At 39.3% G+C, this 22,601-nt stretch carries 13 protein-coding genes; 8 read left to right on the plus strand and 5 right to left on the minus strand.

What is annotated here, in order from left to right:
• Positions 1 to 5: 5 nt before the first annotated feature.
• The 7 genes from ribD (at position 6) to QZL88_RS08850 (ending at position 7,991) form a co-directional block, all read left to right on the plus strand.
• Positions 6 to 1,073, plus strand: coding sequence for a bifunctional diaminohydroxyphosphoribosylaminopyrimidine deaminase/5-amino-6-(5-phosphoribosylamino)uracil reductase RibD (gene ribD, locus QZL88_RS08820; protein ID WP_296940204.1), 1,068 nt, complete (start codon positions 6 to 8; stop codon positions 1,071 to 1,073).
• 77 nt (positions 1,074 to 1,150) lie between these two features.
• A complete protein-coding gene (locus QZL88_RS08825) occupies positions 1,151 to 2,527 on the plus strand; it encodes a DUF6242 domain-containing protein (protein ID WP_296940206.1) in 1,377 nt (458 codons plus the stop codon).
• 75 nt (positions 2,528 to 2,602) lie between these two features.
• Positions 2,603 to 3,313, plus strand: coding sequence for a DUF6089 family protein (locus QZL88_RS08830; protein WP_296940208.1), 711 nt, complete (start codon positions 2,603 to 2,605; stop codon positions 3,311 to 3,313).
• Positions 3,314 to 3,333: 20 nt separating this feature from the next.
• The gene (locus QZL88_RS08835) at positions 3,334 to 4,083 is read left to right on the plus strand and encodes an isoprenyl transferase (RefSeq protein WP_296940210.1); all 750 of its coding nucleotides are present in this window, start codon (positions 3,334 to 3,336) and stop codon (positions 4,081 to 4,083) included.
• Between the two features lie 73 nt (positions 4,084 to 4,156).
• Positions 4,157 to 6,829 (plus strand): outer membrane protein assembly factor BamA, encoded by a 2,673-nt coding sequence (gene bamA / locus QZL88_RS08840; RefSeq protein WP_296940212.1) that lies wholly within the window; start codon positions 4,157 to 4,159, stop codon positions 6,827 to 6,829.
• 89 nt (positions 6,830 to 6,918) lie between these two features.
• Positions 6,919 to 7,434, plus strand: coding sequence for an OmpH family outer membrane protein (locus QZL88_RS08845; RefSeq protein ID WP_296940214.1), 516 nt, complete (start codon positions 6,919 to 6,921; stop codon positions 7,432 to 7,434).
• A 56-nt stretch (positions 7,435 to 7,490) separates the two neighbouring features.
• Positions 7,491 to 7,991, plus strand: coding sequence for an OmpH family outer membrane protein (locus tag QZL88_RS08850; RefSeq protein WP_296940216.1), 501 nt, complete (start codon positions 7,491 to 7,493; stop codon positions 7,989 to 7,991).
• A gap of 75 nt (positions 7,992 to 8,066) precedes the next feature.
• On the opposite strand, the gene QZL88_RS08855 is transcribed toward QZL88_RS08850, so the two are convergent.
• The 5 genes from QZL88_RS08855 to QZL88_RS08875 form a co-directional block, all read right to left on the minus strand.
• Complete coding sequence (locus QZL88_RS08855; protein ID WP_296940217.1) at positions 8,067 to 9,362, minus strand: O-acetylhomoserine aminocarboxypropyltransferase/cysteine synthase; 1,296 nt, start codon at positions 9,360 to 9,362, stop codon at positions 8,067 to 8,069.
• Between the two features lie 326 nt (positions 9,363 to 9,688).
• Positions 9,689 to 10,636 (minus strand): cysteine synthase A, encoded by a 948-nt coding sequence (cysK, locus tag QZL88_RS08860; RefSeq protein WP_296940219.1) that lies wholly within the window; start codon positions 10,634 to 10,636, stop codon positions 9,689 to 9,691.
• A 152-nt stretch (positions 10,637 to 10,788) separates the two neighbouring features.
• Complete coding sequence (locus tag QZL88_RS08865; RefSeq protein ID WP_296940221.1) at positions 10,789 to 14,370, minus strand: alpha-L-rhamnosidase; 3,582 nt, start codon at positions 14,368 to 14,370, stop codon at positions 10,789 to 10,791.
• 81 nt (positions 14,371 to 14,451) lie between these two features.
• Positions 14,452 to 16,893 carry a glycoside hydrolase family 2 TIM barrel-domain containing protein gene (locus tag QZL88_RS08870; protein ID WP_296940222.1) on the minus strand — a complete coding sequence of 814 codons (2,442 nt, stop codon included), beginning with the start codon at positions 16,891 to 16,893 and terminating at the stop codon, positions 14,452 to 14,454.
• A gap of 8 nt (positions 16,894 to 16,901) precedes the next feature.
• Entirely contained in the window at positions 16,902 to 18,326 is a 1,425-nt protein-coding gene (locus QZL88_RS08875; protein ID WP_296940223.1) for a glycoside hydrolase family 30 protein, read from the minus strand.
• A gap of 206 nt (positions 18,327 to 18,532) precedes the next feature.
• Between QZL88_RS08875 and QZL88_RS08880 the strand changes: the two genes are divergently transcribed.
• Positions 18,533 to 22,585, plus strand: coding sequence for a two-component regulator propeller domain-containing protein (locus QZL88_RS08880; protein WP_296940225.1), 4,053 nt, complete (start codon positions 18,533 to 18,535; stop codon positions 22,583 to 22,585).
• Positions 22,586 to 22,601: the final 16 nt, after the last annotated feature.

The raw sequence follows: 22,601 nt of genomic DNA on the forward strand, positions 1-22,601 counted from the left end.
GAAAAATGACTGTTGAAGAGAAATATATGTACCGCTGCCTGCAATTGGCTCAGAATGGGAGAGGCTTCACAAGTCCTAACCCAATGGTAGGTGCAGTTATAGTCCATCAAGATAAAATTATCGGCGAAGGCTACCATCGTCAGTATGGCAAAGCACATGCCGAAGTAAATGCGGTAAACAGTGTTAAGTACAAAACCTTGCTAAAGGATTCTACAATTTATGTTTCTCTTGAGCCATGCTCTCATCATGGAAAAACCCCGCCCTGCGCCCAACTAATCATTGACAATCAAATACCTAAGGTGGTAGTTGCGTGCCTCGATCCCTACCCTGCCGTATCGGGACGAGGAATAAAAATGCTGCAAGATGCAGGTATAGAGGTTTCTGTGGGCGTATTGGAGAAAGAGGCGCAGGCTCTTAACAGAGCGTTTTTCACCACGCAAATCCGCAATCGCCCCTACATATATCTGAAATGGGCGCAGACACAGGACGGCTTTATAGATAAAGAACGATGTGAAGGGGAAAAACCACAGCCTACCCCTATTTCGAATGAATTTTCACGTATGCTTGTGCATAAGAAAAGGGCGGAGACCGCAGCTATTATGATAGGAACTAACACTGCAGTAAACGACAATCCATCCCTGACCACGCGTTACTGGTACGGGAAAAGCCCTGTGCGGGTCATCATAGACAGACAGGGCAGGATACCTTCAGGTTACCAATTATTTGATGGAAAAGTAAAAACAATCATATTTACAGAGAAGGATTTATACGAAAAACAAACCGACAGCGTTATTTATATCCGGACGGACTTTAACGAAAGCCTCTTTGAAAATATATTCTCCATATTGAAAAGTCACAAAATAGACTCAGTCCTCGTCGAAGGCGGACGTGAACTCTTGCAAAGCCTGATAGATATACAAATGTGGGATGAGGCATATATCGAGACTTCAAATGCCTGTTTCGGCAAAGGAGTAAAGGCCCCCGACATCAGGGGATATGTCTTAAACAAAGGACATTGGGGATCATCTGAATATGTGCATTTAAGCACTACAGATACTTATAAAATTATATAAATATTAGATTTATTGACGCGTAAGCCGAAATTCTTTCTATTTTTGCACATTGATACTGAATAAATCTGTTTAAACTAATGAGATTGAAGCAAATTACTAAATTATTATTCATCTTTTTATCTGTCTTTGCACTAAGTTCATGTAATGACAGTTCATCTGAATACGATACTTCCGCATTATCGGGAGACTCACAGATTTCGAGCTTCAAAATAGCGGCATTGCCCTATACTGCTATAGATACGGTAAATTATCCGTCACTGACAACAACAAGGTTCTCTATAGACCAGTTTAGCCGGCTGATATACAATCCCGATTCGTTGCCTTACCAAACTACACTGAGGAAATGTGCAGTTACTCTATCGTATACCGCCGGGAGTATAGGAAAAGTAGAATTAGTATACCCTAAGGATTCTATAGTTGATTGGAATACGACGGATTCGGTAGATTTCTCTACTTATCTGTATCCTAAATTCAGGATTACTCCTCTCAACGGTCAAGATCCAAGAGAATATACCGTAAAAATATTGGTGCATAAGGTAGATCCGGATACATTAGTTTGGAAAGAAAAAACCGTAACTAACTATCCTGCTTCTTTCAACAAACAAAAAACCTTGCTGGTCAATGGAGTATTCTATACATTCACTGCCGGCACCGACAATAAAGTATATTTATCCAAAGCAGATAAGCCTGAAAAAGCAGAAGACGCCCTGTCTTATGGAAATAAAGAAGCTGTTTCGACACTCGATGCTTCCACACTAATTCTAGAAAGTATAACATTCTTCAATAATGAATTTTATGCAGTAGACAAGAATAAGCAAGGCTATACTTCTGATATAGAAGGTACATCATGGAGCAAAGAAGGAATAAGCAATAATGTGACAAACATTGTAGGAGTAATACCTACGTTAGATGCTGCAACGGACCTACTCCTTGTCATTACCGGTGATCAGTTCGCTACAACTACGGATTTGAAAACATTGGTAGCTAAGGGTACGATAGACAGCGATTTCCCGACAACAGGATACTCATCACTAACTCATAACGACAGAAATAATCTGAATAATTGTATATTAACTGTTACAAAAAATATCAGTCCGGGTTATGTGAAGACATGGTCTATAAAGATAACCAGTGATAACAGTCTCCAGGTTGCGTCTAATCAGTCTAATCCGGTGATCCCGAAAAAAGATGGGGTTGTAACTTTCTTATATAATGGGTATATGTATGCCCTGACAGGAAATAGTTTTTACAAAACACTAAGCTATGGTTACAAGTGGACTACAGCTCCTAACAAGGAGATCTTAGACACAAGAATACCTAAAGCTTCGGGGCAATCGGTTATTGTAGATGACGAAAATTATATCTGGGTATTCGGCGGAGTACCGGATTCGGGAACAAGCCCTATACAAAAAGTCTGGATAGGCAGAATAAATAAACTTAGACCAAAACTTTAGAATTGAGATTTGAGTGATATACTTTTAGTCCTGCTTTCTGCGTTAGATAAATAAGAATAGAATACAGATTAATAAATGGGTAAAAGAAAGATATTATTTACTTTACTGTTGATTATCATCTATTCTCCCCTCTCATTCATCGAACTGAAAGCGCAAGATGATTACAAGTATGAGATAGGAGGGATGGCTGGTACGTCCTTTTATATGGGGGATGCCAATAAGAGTAAATTGTATCAGAACCCGGGCCTATCTGCAGGAGTTGTTTTCAGATACAACAAAGACCTGAGATGGTCAGTGAAGAGTAATTTTGTAATTGGAAAAGTTTCGGGCGACACTCGCGATTCGGGAAATAAATACCCGTTTGGACAAGAAACCTCCTTTAGCCGGATGTTTTACGAATTAGGTAGCCAGATAGAATTTAATTTCTTCAATTACAGCGATAAATTCGGTTACCTGGGAGCTAAACGCATATCTCCTTATATATTTACAGGGATAGGGCTTACATTAGGCTCCGGTAGCAAAACATTTTTTGATGCCAACATTCCAATCGGGATTGGAGTAAAATATAAATTGAAGGATAGACTGAATCTTGGATTTGAATTCTCTTTCAGAAAACTATTCAGTGATTCGTTCGACGTTACAAAAGATGGAGATGGTCTGAGTTTGGATGCACCATACAAGATAAATGGCGGCATTTTCAAGAACAACGACTGGTATTCTCTTACCATGATAAGTTTAACATGGGATTTTGGAGCACGAATATGTCCTTGCCTGAATATTGATTAATTTATTAAACCAAAATACAGATGTCATATCTTGACCAAATAGATAAAACGCGGGTACCTAAGCACATTGCTGTCATAATGGACGGTAACGGGCGGTGGGCCAAACGGCAGAACTTGGACCGTACATTCGGTCACAAGGAAGGAATTTCGGCCGTACGCAGAGCTATTGAAGGCGCATCAAGAGCAGAGGTCCGTTATCTTACGCTTTATACATTTTCTACCGAAAACTGGAAACGCCCGGAAGAAGAAGTGAAAGCCCTGATGAGCCTGATGGTACAGGCTGTAGCAAATGAAACACCGGAACTGGTTAAGAATAATGTCCGGGTGAAAGTTATCGGAGACATTGACCGGTTACCCGAAGATACGAAAAAAGCATTGGACTATTGCCTTGAAACCACATCTGTATGTACCGGTACAACCGTTATTTTAGCGTTGAGCTATTCTTCTAAATGGGAGTTGACCAGAGCTATGAAAAATATAGCGATTGACGTTAAGTCGGGAAAGATAGAACCAGATGCAATAACAGAAGACCTTGTCACATCTTATCTGGAAACAAAAGGTATTCCGGATCCTGATATATTGGTGAGAACCGGGGGGGAGTTACGCATAAGTAATTTTCTTCTTTGGCAAATCGCATACTCCGAACTCTTTTTCTCCGATGAATTGTGGCCTGATTTTAATGAAGAATCCTTATACAAAGCGATTGTCGATTTCCAGAACAGAGAAAGGCGATTCGGAAAAACGAGTGAACAAATTTCAGGAAAATCCTGATCTTTTTATGTCAACTCCATACTATAGATAATAAAACAGGTTTAAATATTAGAAAGTAACTACGAAACAAAATATGTTCAAAAAAAGTTTATTTTTTCTATTCATTATCTTCTTCTGCTCAATTTCAACAGCCGTAAAAGCTCAGGGAATTACAGACAGCACAGAAATTAAAAATGTGAATAAGGCCCTTCAGGTAAATGTGGACAGCCTGCCTGTTATCTCTTACAACAGTAGTAAGAAATACGAAATAGCAGATATGAAGCTTTCCGGCATCGTGAATCCGATGTACGAAGACTTCACGTTATTCGGCTTTGCCCAACTGCAAGTAGGGGACAAGATTGAGATCCCGGGACCAGAAATAACTAATGCAGTTAAACGTTTCTGGAGACAAGGATTATTCTCTGATGTAAAAATTCTGGCTACCAAGATTGAAGGTAATAAGATATGGTTGGAAATAAACCTGAAAGAACGCCCGCGCATATCTGATATAGTATATACCGGGATGAAAAAAAGTGAGCGGCAGGATATTGAGGCCAAGATAGGGATGGTAAAAAATCTGCAAATTACACCAAACCAAATGGACCGGGCTAAAACTATCATAAAAAAATATTTTGACGAAAAAGGGTTTACCAAAGCTGAAATCACATTGAGCGACAAACCCGACTTATCTAAGGAAAATCACGTTATCCTTAATATCGATGTAGTTAAGAAGAACAAGACAAAGGTCAACAAGATAACAATAGAAGGTAATACTGAAGTTAAGGCCAGAACACTGGAGAAAGCAATGAAAAAGACTCGCCACAAGAGTAATTTTCAGGCTTGGATAGCAAACTTCCTCCGTTCTACCAAATTCGTATCCGAAAGCTATGAAGAAGATAAAGAACTCCTGATAGAGAAGTATAATGAACTTGGTTACCGGGACGCTATAATCACATGGGACACCGTATATGCTGATGCTCAGAAACCGGACAAAGTGGATATCGAAATCAAGGTGGATGAAGGAAAACAATACTTCCTCAAAGATGTAAAATGGGTTGGAAACACTGTTTATCCGACATGGCAGCTACAACAATTGCTGAACATGAAACCCGGAGATGTATATAATCAGAAGAAACTGACAGAACAATTATCTGTTAATGAAGAGTCTGTAATGAACTACTTCTATCAGAACCACGGTTATATATTCTCTAACGCCGATCCTGTGGAAGTAAATATAGCCAATGATTCTATTGATTTGGAAATACGTATCTCTGAGGGTCCGAAAGCTTCGATCCGGAAAGTAACTATAGCTGGTAACGACCGTGTATATGAAGATGTTGTACGTCGCGAATTACGTGTTAAGCCGGGAGCACTTTATAGCCGCGACGACATTGTACGTTCACTACGTGAAATCGCACAGACAGGGCACTTCGATCCTGAAAACTTAAATCCGGGTATTGTGCCGGATCCCGAATCAGGAACAGTGGATATCAACCTGCCATTAGTATCTAAAGCAAATGACCAGGTAGAATTTTCTGCCGGATGGGGACAGACCGGTATTATAGGAAAATTAAGCTTGAAATTCTCTAACTTCTCTTTAAAGAATATGTTAAACCCTAAATCATATAAAGGGATTATTCCTCAGGGAGAAGGTCAGACTCTTACATTAAGTGCTCAGACAAATGCTAAATACTATCAATCATACTCTGCATCCTTTATGGATCCTTGGTTTGGGGGCAAGCGTCCAAACTCTTTATCAGTAGGAGTATATTATTCAAGACAAACAGACATCAATAGCCGCTATATCAACAATAATTATGGATACGGGTATGGCTATGGATACGGATATGGGTATGGAAGCGGATACGGAAGCGGATATAGCGACTATAGTTTCGCAGCTGACCCTAATAAATCTATCCAGATGATCGGAGCCTCGGTAGGATATGGTAAACGCCTGAGCTGGCCAGATGACTACTTCTTTGTACAAGCCGAATTATCTTATCAGTTATATAGAATGAAAGACTGGGCATACTTTATTGTAAAAGATGGAGTTTGTAACAACCTAAGTGTGAATCTATCATTGAACAGACGCTCTATCGACAATCCGGTATATACCCGCCGTGGTACGGATATATCCCTTAGCTTGCAGATAACACCTCCTTTCTCTGCTTTTGACGGCAAAGATTATGCGAACATGAAATCAGATGAATATGGTTATGAACCAGGCGAAAAGTTCAAATGGATAGAATATCATAAGTGGAAATTTAAAGCCAAAACTTTCACCTCCTTATATGATACACAAAAGACACCGGTGTTGATGACCCGCACAGAATATGGATTTGTCGGATATTTCAACAAAAATAAGAAATCTCCATTCGAAACATTCTATATGGGAGGTGATGGTATGTCAGGATATTCAAGCACATATGCTACAGAAACGATCGGACTACGTGGTTATGAAAACGGTTCATTAGGTACACAGGCAAGTGCATACTCACGTTTAGCACTAGAGTTAAGATACCCTCTTATTCTGGAACCATCATCAACAATATATTTGCTGACGTTTGTTGAAGCCGGTAATGCATGGAATGACCTAAAGAAATTCAATCCATTCGATCTTAAACGTTCTGCCGGAGTAGGTGCACGTATCATGCTCCCAATGATCGGACTTATGGGTATAGACTGGGCATATGGATTTGATTCTGTTAGCACTACAGGTGAAAAGAGTGGTAGCCAATTCCACTTTATTATCGGACAAGAGTTTTAATCAACCGGCAATTAACATTATTTATAGAAACCGGAATAAACAAATGCATAAACTGTGTGTCTAATATATATCATCAAAAATCAACAGTTATGAAAAGAATATTTTTACTATTTGCTTTATTTATAGGAATAACCGCAGGAAGCTATGCTCAAAAGTTTGCTCTTATAGATATGGAATATATATTGAAAAATATAAGTAGTTATGAGACCGCACAGGAGCAACTTGACGTAATGTCTAAAAAATGGCAAGGTGAAGTAGAAAAAGTGCAACTCGACGTAAAAAACATGTACAAAAAATATCAGGCCGATCTTGTTTTCCTATCTGCTGAACAAAAGACCAAAAGAGAAAATGAAATCGTAGAGACAGAAAAAAGCCTGCAAGAACTGAACAAGAAATATTTTGGGCCAGAGGGTGAACTCTTCAAGAAGAGAGAAGCCTTAGTGAAGCCCATTCAGGATGATATATATAATGCAATAAAAGAGATATCCGAAGCCAAAGGCTATCAGCTTGTTCTCGATAGGGCCTCAGCCGAAAGTGTTATTTTTGCTTCTCCAAGAATAGACATTAGTAATGAAGTTCTTGCAAAACTCGGATATTCAAAATAATTATTTATATTTGTCCTCAATAATATAGAATTAACCACTTAAAAGAACTTATAACTATGTTTAAAAAGCTAATCCTATTGCTTATAGTAATAGCGCCAATGTCGATGTTCGCTCAGGATAAAATTGCATACATCAATGCAAATGAGATCTTCTCAAAAATGCCTGAACTAAAAGACGTTGAAACTAAACTTGCAGCAAAAAGCGAAACAATTAAAAAGAATGCAGCAGCTATAGAAGCTGAATACACAAAGAAAGTAGAAGAGTTTCAAAAAGACACTACAAACTTAACAGAAAGCGTTCTTCTCGACAGACAAACTCAATTGGATGGACTAAGAGACAGATATCAAAACTTTATTCAAACAAGCCAAGCAGAATTTGAGAAAGAACAACAAACGCTAATCACTCCTATTCAGCAAAAAATGAGACAAGCAATCAAGGATGTTGGCGATGAGAACAACTATGCATATATCTTAGATGCTGCAACTTTATTACACATAGGCTCACATGCAACAGATGCGAGCAAAATGGTAAAAACTAAGTTAGGAATTACAGACTAATAAGTCACATAACATAATAAGGATAGGCTAACCCGATAAGGATTAGCCTATTCTTATTTTAAGCGGTTGGTTTTTTTATATCTTAGCCAAAGCTTGTTCCAAATCGGCCTTTATATCATTAACATTCTCAATGCCGACAGAGATACGCAGTAAGCCCGGTATTGCTCCCGTAGCCACTTTCTCTTCATCCGACAACTGTTCATGAGTAGTTGCTGCTGGATGGATAATCAGAGACTTAGCATCTCCCACATTCGCCAAATGGCTTATCAGCTCAAGAGAGTTTATCACTTTGTCGGCATTTTCGCCTGAGCCTTTTACCTTAAAGGACAGAACCCCGCCAAATCCGTTCTTGAAATACTTCTTAGCCAGACTATGATAAGGACTGCTATCGAGTCCCGGGTAGTTTACATATTCCACTTTAGGGTGCTGTTCCAACCATTTTGCAATAGCCAATGTATTTTCTACATGACGTTCAACACGCAGAGACAATGTTTCCAAACCTTGCAACAAGAGGAATGAATTGAACGGGCTGATTGTATTACCCCAATCACGAAGGCCCTCTACACGGGCACGGATAGTAAAGGCAATATTACCGAACGGACCATTTGCCCCAAAGACATCCCAAAATACCAAGCCATGATAACTTTCAGAAGGTGCTGTAAATTCCGGGAACTTACCATTACCCCAGTTAAACTTTCCACTATCTACAATAACACCTCCAAGAGAAGTACCATGTCCGCCAATCCACTTGGTAGCACTCTCTACGACGATGGTAGCCCCATGTTCCAAAGGACGGAATAAGTAGCCTCCTGCTCCAAAAGTATTATCTACAATCAATGGAATATCGTGTTTATCCGCCACAGCTGCAATAGCCTCAAAATCGGGTATATTCAAGTCAGGATTACCAATTGTTTCCAGATAGATTGCTTTTGTTTTGTTGTCGATCAGTTTCTCGAAAGAAGCAGGTTCGTCATCCGGTGTAAAACGTGCTTCTACTCCTAAACGTTTGAATTGCGATTTGAATTGGTTATATGTACCACCGTAAAGATGAGATGTAGTGACAAAATTATCTCCGGCCGACACTATATTATTTAATGCAATGAATTGTGCAGACTGACCGGAAGAAGTGGCCAGCGCGGAGGCTCCACCCTCAAGAGCAGCAATACGCTTTTCGAAAACATCTGTGGTCGGATTCATCAGACGGGTATAGATATTCCCAAACTTGCGCAGACCGAACAAATCGGCTCCATACTGGGCATCGTCGAATGTATATGAACTTGTCTGATAGATAGGAACTGCACGCGAACGCGTTACCGGCTCTTTTTCCTGTCCGGCATGTACCTGAAGGGTTTCAAATTTATACTTACTCATCTCTATAATTTTTTATATGATATATATTATTAAAAATAAAAAGTAACAAAAGTTACACATTTTCCATTTTTTCATTGTGCCTTTCTTGAGAATACCATGCTATATCTTTTATTCTGTGGTCAAAATATGATCTCAGTTAACATTGTAAAAGGTAACACCTCTCACTGTTAACGACGAAATATCAGAAAACCATATACTAACCGATGCATATATATAGATAAATATTTACCTAAAAATAACAGTTACTATAATAAGTATGAGTAACCGGCAACAAGGCCAATTACTCAACTAAATCTAATAACCAAACAATTTAACTATATACATGATTAAAGAGGATACTCCTCAAAGGCATACAACACTGTAGACAAATAGCGCTCACCTGTATCAGGTAAGATAACAACTATATTCTTACCTTTATTTTCAGGTTTCCTCGCTAACAAAGTTGCGGCATAAGCAGCTGCACCAGAAGATATTCCGACTAGCAGACCTTCTTCTCTGGCCAACTCACGGCTTGTGCGTATTGCATCATCGTTGCTCACTTGAATTATTCCATCTACAACAGAAGCATCATATGTTTTAGGTATAAAACCGGCCCCGATACCTTGTATTTTATGTGGCCCAGGTGTTCCGCCCGACAGCACTGGGGAATCGGTTGGTTCAACTGCTATAATCTTTACATTCGGGTTGTATTTTTTCAATGTCTCCCCTACTCCGCTTACTGTACCTCCTGTACCTACTCCGGATACAAAAATATCAACTTTCCCATCTGTATCCCGCCAGATTTCTTCAGCCGTAGTACGTTTATGAATTGCAGGGTTAGCAGGGTTAGCAAACTGCTGCAAGAGCACAGCTTTTGGATTTTCTTTCTGTAATTCTTCAGCCTTTGCAATAGCGCCTTTCATACCCTCCGGACCCGGTGTTAAAACGATATTAGCACCTAATGCTTTCAACAAATTACGACGTTCGATACTCATCGTCTCCGGCATTGTCAAAGTCAGTTTATACCCTTTAGCCGCAGCTACAAAAGCTAGTCCGATACCTGTATTACCGCTGGTTGGCTCAATCAGCTCACTATCAGGCTTTAAAACACCTGATGCTTCAGCATCTTCTATCATCGCATTGGCAATACGATCTTTTACACTCGATGCCGGATTGAAATATTCCAGTTTTCCGATTACTGCAGCTTCAAGTCCGTGTTTTTTATTATAATTTGAAAGCTCCAGCAATGGAGTGTTACCAATAAGGTCTGTTAGTTTTTTAGCAATTTTTCCCATAAGATTATAATTTTAATATCTGATTTTCAATAATACAAAGGTATATGGTATTCTGCATTTATGAAATCGCTAAAGTAAGGTATTTTCATACCATAAACATGGTATATTTTAAGTCTGATATCCTACTTCCAGCTATCCTCAGACCTTTAAAACTATTTTCTTACCTGTATATGATAATCTCCTGATTGCAATTCAAAAACCATATATCCGTTATCAGACTTCAGGCATTTCACCCCTTTTAATGATGAAAGAGGTTTACCCCCTTCGGTTACCTTATCGGCGGAGGAGGCTTTCAGGCAAAGCGTTGCCGAAGTATTGGCCGGAATGGAAAACTGATAATGGTAAGCATCACCCCTTATTTCCCAGAAACTTTCTATACGGCCGTACATCGAGTCATAATATCCTTTTGCATACGTCATTTCACCACTAGGGTCAGGTTCCGGCTTTAGAATAAAATGTTTGAATCCGGGATAGGCTTCGTCCCTCTCAATTCCTAAGGAATAATTATACATCCATGCTCCGATGGCTCCAAAAGAGTAATGGTTAAAAGAATTCATCCGGTTATTCCCTCCAAATCCATCTGAATGAGTGTAGGAATTGAGGCGTTCCCATATTGTAGTCGCCCCTTGCTCTACTGAGTATAACCAAGACGGATAATCTGTCTGCTGAAGGAGACGATAAGCTATATCTGTACGCTCGCAATCAGAGATAGCTTTGTTGATCCACGCCGTCCCGATAAATCCTGTCATAAGAGAGTAAGGAGGGCATATAGTTCCTATATCAGCTATGTTCCTCCGAGTGATAGTTGAAACAAAGTTATTCAATGCTTTTTCTTTGTTAGAATCATCAAAAATATCAAAGACAAGAGCCAAGGCATATGACACCTGTGTATCTATCAATCTCTTTTGTCCCGTATCATCTTTATCAGGAAAAACTGTTTTACCTGTTTCACTGTCAATATAAGTCTTATTAAAAAATGCTTTACGTTCTGTGCATAGTTCCTCATATCTGTGGGCGTCTTCTTTTTTATCCAATACAGTTGCTATCTTTTTCATTAATGTCAGATCATAGATGAAATAGGCTTCCCACATAAGCGATTTTTCACTCTTATCATATTCGGGACTAAGCCAATCACCGAGGCTTCCCCAGTTTTGCCTGTATTTATTTCCCATTATATTGGTATCTGGATCAATTTGCCGAATCAGAAAATCAACATAGCTTTCCATCGCATCGTAGTGTTCCGCCAACATCTGTGTATCATTATATTGCTGATAGTTTTCCCAAGCCACCGTTATACCTGCGCTACCCCATAAAATACCGCCAAAACCACCACCCAGAGGAGCTACATCGGTAAACCTACCGTCTTCTCTTTGGGTATCTCTCATCGCCAATAAATGCCTATTGAGGAATTGCGACACATTCGCCAGATAGGTCGCTGTGCGGGAAAACACAGATATATCCCCGCTCCATCCCAAACGTTCATTCCGTTGAGGGCAATCGGTAGGTATGGATAGAAAATTACTGAATGTAGACCAAGTGATATTCTTCCAGAGTTTATTGACTTTAGGGTTCGATGTCTCATAGTGTGATGCCAGTTCGTGTATCGAACTCAGCACTTCACCTTCTACAGCATTCAGAGGCAAAGGTTGTTCTATTCCTGTTATTTCAATATAGCGATATCCATGGAAAGTAAAGCGAGGATTGATCGTTTCATCTCCCCCTTTTGTTATGTAAATATCCTGTGCCATAGCTGCACGGATATTTTCCAGCATGATCATTCCCGTATTATCTTTATATTCCGGCAGATCGGGATATTTAACTTCGGCAAAACGCAGTGTTATTCTTTTCCCTGCACCCATTCCCTTTAGCTTTATTTGGGGAACTCCTGCCATATTTTGTCCCATATCATATACAAAAACACCCGGACGAACTTCTTCTACAGAAACAGCAGTAAGTTGTTTTATCTTTTTTACAGTTTCGCCAAACTGACCGATAAGCCTCATGTTGGTATAGTCGTCTGCCATCGGCATATTATGCTGCTTGTTTATAGGATCTGTACTAATATACCCGGTTAAGCCGGTTTCCACCGCATTTTTCCATTCGGAATCGTCATAATCCGCCATAGACCATCCCTCGACCAGCGAATCCCGGGAAGCATCATATACTGCTCCCTGAAAAAAACTGCTATAAACTAAGGGTCCGTTATTAAAATAGTTCCATGTCGAAGGATTAGTCACGATGACCTCTTCTTTTCCGTCAGAATAAGTTATCACAAGTTTTGCCAGCAAGGATTGCCTGTCTCCGAAGAAATTCCAGAATTCACCTGTATAAGTAGCACCGCCACTCCACCAGCCTTCGCCTAATGTCGCCCCTATGGCATTTTGTCCGGTAAGCAAATGATCTGTAACATCATATGTCTGATACAGATGAGTTTTGTTGTACTGGGTTAGTCCGGGATTGAGATAATCATCACCTATTCGCCTGCCATTCATAAATATTTCATAAACTCCGCGGGAAGTCACATACAACCGGGCTTTGGATATCTCCGATCCGGATGTGGCAAAAGTAGTACGCAACATTGGCATTGAATTCCTTTCCGGATTTGCAATTATAAAAACACCGGAGTCTTTTCCTTCGATCTGATAAGAAGCGTTTTTTACTGTTAAATTCTTGCTAAAAGCAGAGAATATTCCCACATACTGTTGTTCTTTCAGATCCTCCGAAAACAGAATATTAGACGGACTGCGATAATTACGAATCTCCACATCCGAGAAATAAGCTGTTTGGCTTTTGGGCACAAAAAAACCTATTTCGGCAAGCATAGGAAAAGCAATAAAATCACCACCCTGTCCTAAAGGGTTAAGATTCATCTCTCCTAATAAATTATCTTTTTCTGTTCCATCCATATAAATATGGGTGTATCCGAAAACGGATGACAGATAAACTCTATGGATTTCATACTTGTTCCTATCATTAATTATAGCAGTCGGAACAGGGATACTCTTCAAAGGTACATCCTTCTTATCCTGAGGGTCATATCCGGCCCTATAGATATGCAAATATGCAGAACCATTTACCGATAAGGAAGAAATATCCAATTCTACAAGAAGAAAGGAAGTATCTTTTCCGTTTTCCAGTTTGTAGAGGTTCTTATATTTATCCATTAGCCGGCTATCGTTAGCTCCGTAAATGAATCCGGCTTTAGTCGTTCCTGAAGCTTCATCCAACTTTAATGAGAACCCGATTTTGAAAACGGGTAGATATGAAGAATATAAGATCATATCCTTATTATCTCCACCAATCCATTGAGCCCCATTCCAGGCTGAGAGCAGAGGATCGGGATTCATCAGGCCTGTTTCAAACCATGATTCCGCTGTATGTTTTGTATTACTCTGATCCCAAACAGAAACTTTCCAGATATAGCGTGTAGCAGGTTTTAAAGGAATGCCTGCATATATTATATTCAGTGAAATATTCTCTTCTGTTTTTTCCGAATCCCATACTTTTAGACCCTTCTCATCTGTAACCTGTATCTGGTAGGCCTTTTGATAACACCCCTGTTCTGTAGATTTCATTTGCCAGCTGAACCGGGGTTTTTCCACATCGATACCTAGAGGAGTCTCTGTGTATTCAGTTTTCAGATTCACGATTTTGATATTCTCAGCACCCAAAAGAGAGAAAGAGAAGCAACTATACAGTAAAAACAGGACTGAAATAATATTTATTTTATACATAATAATTCTTTATTATTAGTACCGACTAGGTGTAAATATAAAGATAATCCCTCAAATAATGAGCATATTAAGTATCACTAATTAATACGCTTGTATTATAATAGAAGATTCGGGCAATCCTTCCGCAGACACGCTAAGGTTTATTTCACCTTTGCTTTCATCCGGTTGAATAATGGCTATCGCTTTTCCACGGAAAGTGTTTGGGTTCAACGAGCGAAAACTTTTCATATCATCATACGCGGCATTTCCTGCAGCAATAACGGAACCGTTACCTGTACATTTTATATTAACAGGCAGTGTTGCGTCGGGTATAACATCTCCGTCTTCATCTACAATCTCTATTTTGACATACGAGAGATCGTTCTTGTCTGCCTTTATTGTTTCACGGTCGGCTGTCAGTCTGATAGAGGCCGGTATTCCTGTTGTTTTCAGTACAGAAGTTGCTGTTTCTTTATTCTTATCTAAATTCACAGCCCTCAGTATTCCGGGAGTATACGCCACATCAAAGGTCGCAGTATAATTCTCCTTATCTGTTTCCTTTTCGCCTATCAATTTATCATTAAGGTATAGCCTTACTTTAGGTGAGCGGCTGTATACATTCACTCTCATTGTCTGTCCTTCCATCCCTTTCCAGTTCCAGCTTAACAGTTCATCGGTCCATCCCCAACCATTCACTATTTCCTTTTTCCCCGGAGCTACCGGAGGGCGGACGGCCATAGATATTTTACGTTCCCGCCACAGGATATCCCGATAATAAGATTGCGGTTTTTTATCTCCACAGAAATCAATGTCGCCACACCATGCATTATACCACGGCCAACCCATAAACTGAGGGTTATGTTCTCCTTCGGATAGTTCGAGTGTATGACCCAATCCGGCTTCCCCGATATAGTCTATAGCTGTCCACACAAAATCGCCAATGATATACGGATGTTTTTCTACCAGATTCCAATTCTGAGCGGCATCTTTCGGGTATGATTCACTTCCGTAGATTATCCGGTCGGGATAAGCCCTATAATCGCTTTCGTATTTCCACCATACATAGTTATATCCTGCAATATCTACATTATCAAATGCCCTGTGAGAATCCTTGTCCCAGCTAAACTGCCGCCTATCCCAAAAATCATTTGCACCGACAGTAGTATAGCGGCTCGTATCATATTGCCTGATCGTATTTACCAGCCTCTTTGCTATCACTTCGCCCACAGAGTCGGCACGCTGTTCTATTTCATTTCCTATACTCCACATAATTATCGACGGATGATTCCTATCCCGGCGGACAGAGGCTGCAAGGTCCTTATCGCTCCATTCGTCAAAGAACCGATGATAATCCTGCTCGCGCTTAGGCTTCTGCCATTGGTCAAATGTTTCGTGGATAACCAGAATACCCAATCTGTCACAAGCATTCAGAAATTGTTCCGAAACTTGATTGTGGGCGCACCTCACTGCATTATACCCGTTAGCTTTCAGCAGTTCCACTTTCTTTTCCTCTGCCCTGTCTATGGCGGCGGCTCCTAACAACCCATTATCGTGATGTACACAACCTCCTTTCAGTTTAATGGATTTTCCATTCAATAAGAAACCTTTTTCGGAAGAAAAGGAAATAGTACGTATCCCGAAAGGTATCTTTATGTGATCATAATTTTTCCCATTAGCCTCTACCGATACCTCTGCCGTATATAGCATTGGTTTATCAACCGACCATAATTCCGGATTTTTCACATTAAAAGACATTGACACAGGGGTTTCTGCAGACAATACTGCATTGTAATATGTAGAAGAGACTTCCTGTCCCGAAGGTGAAACTATCTTAATCTTCAGCTTTGCAGAATCGCTTTGCATATCCCGATTACGTATAATTGTGGAAAATCTGATTTCTGCATCTTTCCCTGCTAACCGGGATGCATCTATAAATGTATCCCATTCATTCAGATGTATTTTATCCGTTTTTATTAACCATACATTCCGGTAAATACCCGACCCTGAATACCAACGACTGTTTTGTCCGGTGTTGACCGCTTTCACAACTATTATATTCGGTATGCCGGGAGCATTACAATATCCGGTTATTTCTGTTTTAAAAGATGTATAGCCATAAGGATTGAAATAGACTTTCTTACCGTTGACCCATACTTCCGATTGATTATATATTCCTTCAAAATAGAGGGTGAACAATTTATCCGCATCTTCTTTTTCGATTGTAAACTCTTTACGATACCATCCTTCACCTCCAAGTGTTTGTCCCGTATCCGCTCCTCCTGCCCCGCTTTCGTTGATTTTGGAAAAAGGACCGACTGTGATTCCCTCTCTTTGGACAGGAACAGGTTCGATACTCCAATCGTGAGGCAAATCAAGTGTCCTCCATTTAGTATCATTGAAAGCCGGCTGCTCAGCGTTTGAAGTGCTACCCCGATGAAACTTCCACCCCTTGTTTATGCTTATTCTTCGATCCGAAGCAGATATGTCGCTGATACAAGCTAGGATAAGGAATGAAATAACGAATAACTTGAATTTAATATTCATAACTAAAATTATTTTATGACAAACGTATTAAATGACTTCGGTTCGAGATTCACAGACATGTAATCGTCATTCACCTTTATACTTACTCCAACTGGTGTCTCTTCATAATTAGCCGCAATCAGTATTATATCATTCCCCGGAGTTTTGAAGGCCAGCATATTAGGCTCTTTTCCGTTAGCACTTTCTACAGGAAGTCTTTTTGAGCCGTTAGGAACCATAGAGATAACATGCTTATACACATAATATTCAGGAGTATATATAACTTCTTTCGTATCACTCATAATACGGATCAATGCATTCTGTTTCCAGCACCATGTGCTGCTACCATCATCTTTGAGAACAGAATTCCAGTTCATATAAGAATTAGCTCCACCATTAATATAGCGCTTCATCAGGTTAAAAGTATGTTCGGCATGTTTCCAGCTGAAATCACCCCATCCACATTCGCTTTCAGACTGCATTAACTTGAAGCCCGGGTATAATTCTCTCAGTTTTGGGAATATATCACGCCCTTCCCATTGCACACCAACTCCTTTTATATATTTTTTCGAATCGGGATGATTTAATACAGCTTCATATACCTGAGGATCGGATGTATTAAATGTACCTGCATATATCTCAACTTCAGGATGGGTCTCTGCCAGATGCGGACCAAGGTATTTCATATTAAAATCAGCAATGCTCTGAGGTTTCCATGATCCATTTGGCCATTGGCTGAATGTAAAAGCTTCGTTCTGATACATTATCATTGATATATCGATACTTTCCTTTTTGTAAGCATCCAAATATTTAGAGTAATAAAGAGCCAATGCCTGAAGATATTCCGGCTTCTGAATTACCTGGTCGTTATAGAGAGGGACTTCCTTTTCCTTAGGTAAATCATTGCAAGGGCCGCTCTGATTTGCATAATATTTATTCGTTTTCATCCATGTAGGTACACTCCATGGCGAAGCCCACAATTTTATATCGGGGTTCAAAGCCAACGCGGACTTTATAAATGGTATTACAGTCTCTTTATCGCGTTCGATACTGAAATTCTTCATTTCGAAGTCGCCATCCGTTTCATTATAGCTATACCATTCCCGCGAATAGTCGTTTGCAGCAATAGATGTCCTGCAAAATGTAAAATTTAACCCGTCTTCAGGATCAAACAGATTCCTCAATATTTCCTCTTGCTTTGCCTTATCAACCAACTGGATAGCATCCCAGCATAATTCATTAAAGCAAGTGCCGAATCCTTCTATTGTCTGATCAGGGTTATCTACCATGATCTCATAGTAATCAGCAGTTTTCGGCGTGTTTTCTAATATTACCCCCGCTTTGTATTGCCAGGCATTATCGGCAGTGGTACTTATCCAGTTAGCTTTTTGGGATGTACATGCACCCATCGATAGAAATGAGAGTGCAATAATAAACAGATTCGTCTTTTTCATGGTATGTATTTAAATTATTTTGAAATATTTATTATTTTATTTTCATGTTCATTTAACAAAGATATCTAACAGAGGCTTCTACCAAGAGACGCTAAACGGTAAAAAACAAACTCTATTTATTCAAACACCATCATACAATACTTTTTTCGTATAAGGGTTACATAAAGTCGTTATATTTGTATTTATAGAAATCTGCTGCCTGAATCATGATGCTAAGAAAGAAATTGTTCCTGCTTATTTTTTTAGGGGTTTCTCTCCCCTCCTTTACTATGCCGCCTGTAATCGAAAAGATGGGAATAGAAAAAGGCCTGTCTGATAATTATATTCTCTGTGTAGCTCAGGATAAAAATGGTTGTATGTGGTTTGGTACCGAGTGGGGCCTGAATAAGTTCGATGGCTACGTTTTCAAAAACTACAAAACTCATTCTTTGAATAATAATACAGTAAGCAGCAATGGTATAAACAAGATATTAGCCGACAAGGATGAGAATATTATATGGATTGCTACTAAATCGGGAGGACTAAACGTTTTCGACTGCTCCACCCAACAATTCAATCATTATCCGGTAAGCTCAGACGAACCCAACAGCACAAAATCAAATGGAATAACAGACCTCTGTTTTTCGGAAGGCGGCAATATATGGATTGCCACTTATAACAACGGATTAAAAAAGCTGGACAAGAAGAGTAATACAATTACTCACCTGAATTCATTGAATTTACCACAGCTAAAAGATTACAAGATAAAATGTATAGCCGATGATATGAACGGCAACCTGTATATAGGCCATTGGGGTGAAGGTTTCAGCATTTTATCGACTAAAAACAACACAATAAAATTTTTCGAACACAATCCCGATGATCCCCATAGTTTACCGGGAAATGAGGTACTGGATATGTGTATCGATTCCAGAGGCCGCATATGGCTTGCTACACACAAGGGGCTGGCCTTATATAATCCCGGCAGCGAAAAATTCACCATATTCAAACATAATAAGGAAAATCCATTTAGTCTTTCCAGCGACGATATCCATTCTATTTGTGAGGTAAACAATTCCCTATGGATAGGAACATGGAGAGGCGGGGTTAGTATCCTTGATCTAAGTACAAAAAATTTATCTTCTCCTGAAGATGTTCACTTCGACCATATTAGGCCCAGTGATTCACAAACAGGGTTATCATCATCGTCTATCGTTGAAATTTTCGGGGATTCTTACGGGAATGTCTGGATGGGAACTTATGGCGAAGGTCTTAACATAATTAAGCATATAGAGCCCTATTTCAATACACTATCTTATTCACCAATAAGGGGTGATGATAACGGGCTGAGTGATAAAATAGTGTCATGCATCAGTTATGATCCTCTGAACCAGCTTTGGGTAGGTACGGCAAACGGAAATGTCGATGTTTATAAAGGGGGAAATAAGGTGCAACATTATAGTAAAGCCAATAACAAACTACCCGGTAACGATATCATTTCATCTTTAGCCGATGGCAAAGGAAACATTTGGCTCGGAGTAGACAGGAACGGCCTTATGCGACTTAATAAACATAAGAATATATTTGAAAAAATAAAATTAACAGAAAAAGGTGAACTATATCAATACATTACCTGTATATATGAAGACAAGTCTCATAATATATGGATAGGTACACATGACGGGCTTTTGCGATACAATCCGGCCACTAATGAGATTAAAGAGCAAAACCTGCAAAAAGCCGAATTACCATACGGACTTATCACCTCTATATTTCAGGATGTTAATGGCAATTATTGGATAGGAAGCCGTATCTATGGATTAAGTCTCACTACTCCCGAATTTGATTTGATCCGGAAATTTAGCCTTGAGAGCGACTTTATTTCTAATAATATAAATTATATATACCAGGACTCTGATAACAGGATATGGATAGCGACAGCCGATGGGCTAGCAACCTTCCCCTCTGTTGCTTCAAAAAAATATGACTTTGATGTTTTAGGTCAAAGTAACGGTATTCCCGATAATAATATACGTGCTATAGTAGAAGGAAAGAAAGGGGAGATGTGGATAACAACAAATGCCGGAATCACTAAATTTTCGGTAAAAGATAAGCACATCGAAAATTATGATTTCCATGATGGTATACCATGGGGAACCTTTATCAATGCAGCAGTGGCTAAAGCCCCGGATGGAACGGTCTTCTTTGGTTCTCAGAATGGGATATGTTACTTTAATTCCAACATAAATCCCGGAAACTACAAGATACCTCCGGTTGTCATCACCAATTTTAGTATCTATGACACGGAGGGCATTCAGTCCAACAATACGATCGATATGCCCATAAGCCCTGGAGCAAAACTAAAATACGATCAGAATACCTTTACCATTGATTTCAGTATCATGGACTACGCCCTGAAAGACCGCATAGAATATGCTTACTTTCTCGAAGGTGTAGATAATGCCTGGTACGAAACAAAAGGTCAGAATCAGGTTACTTTTCGTAATATTTCCCCGGGGAAGTATATATTTCATATCAAATCGAGAATACGGAACCAGGAATGGTCAACCAATATAACGAGTCTAAAAGTAGAAATCGATCCCCCTTTCTGGTTCTCATGGTGGGCCAAAACTCTTTACTCGCTTATTCTAATCTCTATCATTACAGGTATTATATGGTTCTATAAGCGAAGATTATTTTTGGAAAACCAACTCTATCTCGAAAAGCAAAATCATTTGCAGGAGCAGGAATTAAATGACGAAAAGCTACGTTTCTATACAAATATAACACATGAATTAAAAACCCCTTTAACCCTTATCATAGGGCCTTTAGGAGACCTCACAGAGGATAAACTAATGCCCGGACAGGCAAAAAAAATATCACTTATCCACAAGAGCGCAATACGTTTGTCTAATCTGATCAATCAGATTATGGAATTTAGTAAAAGTGAAACGCATAACAGAATATTGTCCGTTTCGTTCGGAAACATATCAGGTCTTATACAGGAAATAATTCTTAAGTATAAAGAGTTGAATCAAAATAAGGATATCTCGGTCAATATGTTTCTTGAAGCAGATCCACTACTCTATTACGACAGCGAAGTGATAACGATTATTTTGGACAATATCATATCCAATGCTCTGAAATACACAAAGGAAGGCTATGTATCTGTCATACTTCGCGAAGTTTCTTCCGAAGAAATAAGATACATGGAAATTGAAGTATGCGATACAGGATATGGTATGCCAAAGGAAGTCCTGGATAAAATTTTTGATCGGTATTATCAGGTCAAAGGAGAATACCAGGCCTCCGGTACAGGCATAGGACTGGCTTTAGTGCAAAATATGGTAAAACTGCATGAAGGCTCTATCAGCGTAGAAAGTAAAATAAACAAAGGCACTTCTTTCTATTTCAGGCTCAAGATAGACAACGATTATCCTGATGCTTTACATGATGTAAAAGAAGAACTCATCATTGAAAAGAAAAGTGATTTTGCCCCTTTGCTTTTAGTAATTGAAGACAATGAAGATATAAAAGACTATATCTCTGATTCATTATCTGATTCTTTCGAGATTATTACAGCCAAAGATGGAAAAGAAGGACTAAAGCTGGCAATAGAAAAAATTCCTGATATTATTATCAGTGATATAATGATGCCTGTAATGACCGGAACGGAACTATGCCGTACATTGAAGGAAGATATGCGGACCAGTCACATTCCGATTATTTTACTGACCGCCAAAGATTCGGAGAAAGATAAAACTGAGGGCTATTTGGCTGGAGCCGACTCTTATATAACAAAACCGTTCAGTGCAAATCTGCTAAAAACCAGAGCAATCAATTTACTGCAAGGAAGAGAAAAAGTTGCCAAATATTTCTCAACAGATACCTACAAGAAAGTGGTATCTTCAAATTCGCTTAATCAACTGGACAATGAATTTGTTGAAAAAACGATTTCTATTATTGAAGACAATATGCAATCCGAACAGATAAATGTGACCTTCCTTGCAGAACAAGTACATATGAGCTATTCCTCTTTCTCACGCAAAATGAAAGCTCTTACCGGAATGACCGTAAATGAACTGGTACGGAAGATAAAAATGCAGCATGCCGAACAGTTGCTTCTATCACGCAAGTACACAGTTTCAGAAGTGGTTTTTCTGGTAGGATACAACAGTATGGCCTACTTCCGGGAGGCCTTCAAGTCCGAATTCGGGGTTCTGCCGTCTAATTATCTTAAGGATTTGGGAAAAATAAACGAGGATTCAAACGAGAATTAAGTAGGCTTGAAAAGGT

The sequence above is a fragment of the uncultured Dysgonomonas sp. genome, from assembly GCF_900079725.1.
Classification (GTDB): Bacteria; Bacteroidota; Bacteroidia; order Bacteroidales; family Dysgonomonadaceae; genus Dysgonomonas.

What these genes read in the sequence shown, in the direction of transcription:
- ribD (WP_296940204.1), top strand. Translation starts at nt 6, where the DNA reads ATGACTGTTGAAGAGAAATATATGTACCGCTGCCTGCAATTGGCTCAG.
- QZL88_RS08825 (WP_296940206.1), top strand. Translation starts at nt 1,151, where the DNA reads ATGAGATTGAAGCAAATTACTAAATTATTATTCATCTTTTTATCTGTC.
- QZL88_RS08830 (WP_296940208.1), top strand. Translation starts at nt 2,603, where the DNA reads ATGGGTAAAAGAAAGATATTATTTACTTTACTGTTGATTATCATCTAT.
- QZL88_RS08835 (WP_296940210.1), top strand. Translation starts at nt 3,334, where the DNA reads ATGTCATATCTTGACCAAATAGATAAAACGCGGGTACCTAAGCACATT.
- bamA (WP_296940212.1), top strand. Translation starts at nt 4,157, where the DNA reads ATGTTCAAAAAAAGTTTATTTTTTCTATTCATTATCTTCTTCTGCTCA.
- QZL88_RS08845 (WP_296940214.1), top strand. Translation starts at nt 6,919, where the DNA reads ATGAAAAGAATATTTTTACTATTTGCTTTATTTATAGGAATAACCGCA.
- QZL88_RS08850 (WP_296940216.1), top strand. Translation starts at nt 7,491, where the DNA reads ATGTTTAAAAAGCTAATCCTATTGCTTATAGTAATAGCGCCAATGTCG.
- QZL88_RS08855 (WP_296940217.1), bottom strand. Translation starts at nt 9,362, where the DNA reads ATGAGTAAGTATAAATTTGAAACCCTTCAGGTACATGCCGGACAGGAA.
- cysK (WP_296940219.1), bottom strand. Translation starts at nt 10,636, where the DNA reads ATGGGAAAAATTGCTAAAAAACTAACAGACCTTATTGGTAACACTCCA.
- QZL88_RS08865 (WP_296940221.1), bottom strand. Translation starts at nt 14,370, where the DNA reads ATGTATAAAATAAATATTATTTCAGTCCTGTTTTTACTGTATAGTTGC.
- QZL88_RS08870 (WP_296940222.1), bottom strand. Translation starts at nt 16,893, where the DNA reads ATGAATATTAAATTCAAGTTATTCGTTATTTCATTCCTTATCCTAGCT.
- QZL88_RS08875 (WP_296940223.1), bottom strand. Translation starts at nt 18,326, where the DNA reads ATGAAAAAGACGAATCTGTTTATTATTGCACTCTCATTTCTATCGATG.
- QZL88_RS08880 (WP_296940225.1), top strand. Translation starts at nt 18,533, where the DNA reads ATGATGCTAAGAAAGAAATTGTTCCTGCTTATTTTTTTAGGGGTTTCT.